Here is a 4,365-nt window from a genome sequence, read left to right on the forward strand (position 1 = left end):
CCATCAAGGCGTTCTCCAACTCCACCGACGAGATCCACTCGCCGCCGGACTTGATCACGTCCTTGGCGCGGTCGGTCAGGTTGATGTACCCGTCCGAGCTGGCCGGGCCGGGCGACGCCGGCGTCGACGAGGAAGTCGGCGCAGGCAGCCACGTCGGCGATCGCGCCGTAGCGGCCGGCGAGGTTGTCGGCGGCGACGAACGAACGGCCGAACCCGGACGACCCACGGACGTTGGGCGCGAAGACCGCGATGCCCTGCGCCACCAGGGCCTGGAACAGTGGGTTGTAACCGGGACGCTCCTGCGCCTCCGGGCCACCGTGCAGGCTGATCGCGGTCGGCCAGGGGCCTGGCCCGGCCGGGCGGTAGAGCCAGCCGGAGAGCGGCAACCCGTCGCGGGCGCGCAGGTCGAGAAGTTGCGGTGCGACACCGGCGTTGTCCGTACGCGGGACGCCGGTGTCCGGTCGCAGCGGGCGCGGCGCCCCGGTCGGCGGGTCGACCAGCCACACCTCCCGGGGCTGCACCGGCCCCTGTGCGGTGAGGCAGAGCAGGCCGCCGTCGGCGGCGAAGACGACGTCGCCGAGCACCTCGCCGGGGGCGGCGACGGCCCGCTGCACACCGCTGTTGAAGTCGAGCAGGCTCAGCTCGCTGCGCCCGCCGTAGGTGTTCCACAGCAACGCGCCGCGCTGACCGTCCGCGCTGGGCGTGACGTGTTCCAGCTCGGCGTCCGGTCGTCCGGCGAGCCGGGTCGGCGGCTGCTCCGGCCGGGTCAGGTCGACCCGTACCAGCGCGGCGAGTTCGGAGTACGCGTCGGTGCGGGCCAGCACGCTCGTTCCGTCCGGGCCGAACCAACCCTGGTCGGTGCTGCCCCGCCCGGTGTCCGGGAGGAGCCGCCGCCGGACGCCGGTGGCCACGTCGAGCACCTCCAGCCAGCGGGCGTTACGGGGGCCGCGGCGCAGCAACGCGGTGCCCGCGTCCGGGGTCACGTCCAGGAGGGTGAGCAGGTCGCCCTGGGCGAGCACCCGCCGGTGCCCGGTGGCCGCGTCGACAAGCAGGGCCTGCCCGTGCTCGTCGGTTTCGGTGACCGCCAGCACGGCGCCGTGCGGCAGCCAGCCGGCCAGCGCGGCGCTGCGGCGGCCGAACCCGGCAACCTGGTGGCGTCGCGTGCCGTCCGGGCGCAGCACCCACAGCTCGGTGCGGGGCGCTCCGCCGGGGGCGACGACACAGGCCAGCCACTGGCCGTCCGGAGACCAGCTCACCGCGAGAACCGGTTCGTCGCCGACGGGCAGCGCGACGGGCGCCCCCGCGTCGACCTGGCAGACCCAGACACCGGGCGCGCCGGCCCGGTCGGAGAGGAACGCCACCCGGTGGCCGTCGGGGGACGGTGCCGGGGCGAAGTCCTCGCTGATCGGCACCGGCAGCGACACCGGCCGGTGGCTCGCGGGTCGGGTCCGCCGGGTGGTGCGCGGCGGCTCAATCCGTACGCTCATCTAAACCCCGATCCGCTGCAACCAGAGCTCCAGCAGCCCCAGCTGCCAGAGCGCGTTGGAGCCCAGCGTGGTACGCCGGGCGTTCGGCGCGTCCAGCAACTCCTCCAGGTAGTCCTTGCGGAACAGGCCCCGCTCGCGCGCCGGCCGGGCGGTCAGCGCGTCCCGCACGTCGTCGAGCAGTGGACCGGAGAGGTGCCGGATGGCGGGCACCGGGAAGTAGCCCTTCGGCCGGTCGATCACCTCGTCCGGGACGATGCCCCGGCTCGCGGCCTTCAGCACCCCCTTGCCGCCCTGCGCCAGCTTCATGGTCGGTGGGCAGGCGGCGGCCAGCTCGACCACCTCGTGGTCGAGGAACGGCACGCGGGCCTCCAGCCCCCAGGCCATCGTCATGTTGTCGACCCGCTTGACCGGGTCGTCGACAAGCATCACCAGGCTGTCCAGGCGCAGCGCCGCGTCCAGCGCGGTGTCCGCGCCGGGCGCGCCGAAGTGCGTGGCGACGAACTCCAGGCTGGCGTCGTGGTCGAGCATCCACTCGGGCGCCAGGTGCCCGCCGAGCGCGTCGTGGCGACGATCGAAGAACACCCGGGCGTACGCCTCGACGGCGTCCGCGCGGGCCACGTTGGCCATCGGCGGGTACCAGTCGTAGCCGGCGAGGATCTCGTCGGCGCCCTGGCCGGACTGCACCACTGTGATGCGCTGCGAGACCTCCTCGGAGAGCAGGTGGAACGCGACGCAGTCGTGGCTGACCATCGGCTCGCTCATCGCCTCGATGGCCTGGTGCACGGCGGGCACGAACCGCTTCGCGCCGATGCGGATCTGCTGGTGGTCGGTGTCGAAGTGGCGGGCCATCAGGTCGGAGTAGTGGAACTCGTCGCCGCTCTCCCCCGCCGCCGCCTCGAAGCCGATGCTGAAGGTGGCCAGGCCGGTCTGGCCCTGCTCGGCCAGCAGGGCGACGATCAGACTGGAGTCGAGACCGCCGGAGAGCAGCACGCCGACCGGCACGTCGGCGACCATCCGCCGTCGTACGGCGGTGCGCAACGCCGCCATGAGCCGTTCCTGCCACTCGTCGGCGGACATGGTGGGGGCGGCGGCCCGGTTGAACTCCGGCCGCCAGTAGATGGTGTCGGTGCTCCGGCCGTCCGCGGTGATCACCCGGACGGTGGCCGGCGGCAGCTTGCGGACCCCGGCGAGGATCGTGCGAGGTGGCGGCACCACCGAGTGGAAGCTCATGTAGTGGTGCAGCGCCACCGGGTCGAGGTCGGTGTCCACGTCACCGGCGGCGAGCAACGCCGGCAGGGTCGAGGCGAAGCGCAGCCGGCCCGGCCCCTCGGCCAGGTAGAGCGGTTTGATGCCGAGCCGGTCCCGGGCCAGCACCAGGGTGTGCGTGGCCAGCTCGACCAGGGCGAACGCGAACATCCCGTAGAACCGTTCGACGCAGGCCGTCCCCCACCGGTGGTACGCCTTGAGGATCACCTCGGTGTCCGAGGTGGACCGGAAGGAGTAGCCGGCGGCGGTCAGCTCGTCGCGCAGCTCCCGGTAGTTGTAGACGCAGCCGTTGAAGACCACTGCCAGACCCAGCTCGTGGTCGACCATCGGCTGGGCGCCCGCGTCGGACAGGTCGATGATGCGCAGCCGGCGGTGAACCAGGGCCACCGACCCCTGCTGCCACCGACCCTCGCCGTCCGGGCCACGGGAGGCCAGGGCGGGGAGCATCCGCTCGACGGCGGCCAGGTCCGGTGGCGCCCCGTCGAGGCGGAACTCGCCTCCGATACCACACATGGCTCACACCTCTCATCGGCTGGATCCGCTGGGGGCGCTGACCGGTCCAGGCTTGGCGGACCGGGTTGCGTCCCGATGACGGGTGGGTCAAGCGTCGGTTACGCCGACGGTTCGTCGGCTCCACCGAGCAGCCAGGTGTCCTTCGAACCGCCGCCGCGCGACGAGTTGACGATCATGCTGCCGGCCGGCGCCACCCGGGTCAGCGCCACCGGCGCGACCTCGGCGGTGTCACCGAGGAACACGAACGCCCGCAGGTCGACGTGGCGGGGAGCCAGCGCGGTGCCGTCGAAGACCGGGTGGGTGGTCAGCGCGATCATCTCCTGGGCGATCCACCGGTGCGGGGCCGCGAGGATCTGGTCCCGGACGGCGTCCAACTCCTCCGCCTCGGCGCGGGGGCCGATCACCACCCGGTCACCGCCGTACCCGTCGACCGGCTTGAGGACCAGCTCGTCGAGCCGGCCCAGCACCTCGGCCCGCTGCTCGGGCAGCCCACACAGGTACGTCGGCACGTCCCCGAGCAGCGGCTTCTCGCCCAGGTAGTACTCGATCAGCCGGGGCACGTACGCGTACAGCGCCTTGTCGTCACCGACGCCGTTGCCCAGCGCGTTGGCCAGTGTGAGCCGCCCGGCGTGCACGGCGGCGAGCAGCGGCCAGCCCAGCGGCACCCCGTCCGCGCCGGGCGCGTGCAGCAGCGCCTCCTCGTCCATCCGCAGGTAGATCACGTCGACCTCGCGGCGGCAGCCCTCGCGGACCAGCCGGACCCGCCCCTCCTCCACCAGCAGGTCGCTGGTCTCGGTCAGCGGCACACCCATCTCGTCGGCGAGAAGCCGGTGCTCGAACCACGCCGGGTCACCGGGGCCGCTGCTGAGCACCACCACGGCGGGGTCGTCGGCAGCGGCGGGCGCGGCGGCGACCAGCGCCCGGTACAGCATCGCCGGCGTCTCGTCGGCGGGCAGCAGATCCGCCGGCACCGGCAGCTCCGGCAACACCGCCTGGGTCAGCCGACGGTTCTGCACCGCGTAGCCGATCCCGGAGGGCACCCGCAGGTTGTCCTCCAGCACGTACCAGCCGCCGTCCGGGTCCCGGACGAGGTCGGTGC

2 protein-coding genes and 1 pseudogene are annotated in these 4,365 nt (G+C 73.3%); all 3 read right to left on the reverse strand.

Annotated elements, in window-relative coordinates:
• Positions 1 to 155 precede the first annotated feature (155 nt).
• A pseudogene (locus ABZ749_RS30260) lies at positions 156 to 1,487 on the reverse strand (hypothetical protein); the annotation flags it as partial.
• Positions 1,488 to 3,266 (reverse strand): N-acetylglutaminylglutamine amidotransferase, encoded by a 1,779-nt coding sequence (locus tag ABZ749_RS30265; RefSeq protein WP_357233755.1) that lies wholly within the window; start codon positions 3,264 to 3,266, stop codon positions 1,488 to 1,490.
• Between the two features lie 98 nt (positions 3,267 to 3,364).
• Positions 3,365 to 4,365, reverse strand: a 1,001-nt coding sequence (locus ABZ749_RS30270) for a circularly permuted type 2 ATP-grasp protein (protein ID WP_357233757.1), incomplete at its 5' end; no start/stop codon positions are given.

This window comes from Micromonospora sp. NPDC047753 (assembly GCF_040642735.1).
Lineage (GTDB): Bacteria > Actinomycetota > Actinomycetes > Mycobacteriales > Micromonosporaceae > Micromonospora.

Bases quoted from the DNA above. Each gene is read 5' to 3' on its own strand.
- ABZ749_RS30265 (WP_357233755.1), bottom strand. From the start codon at position 3,266: ATGTGTGGTATCGGAGGCGAGTTCCGCCTCGACGGGGCGCCACCGGAC.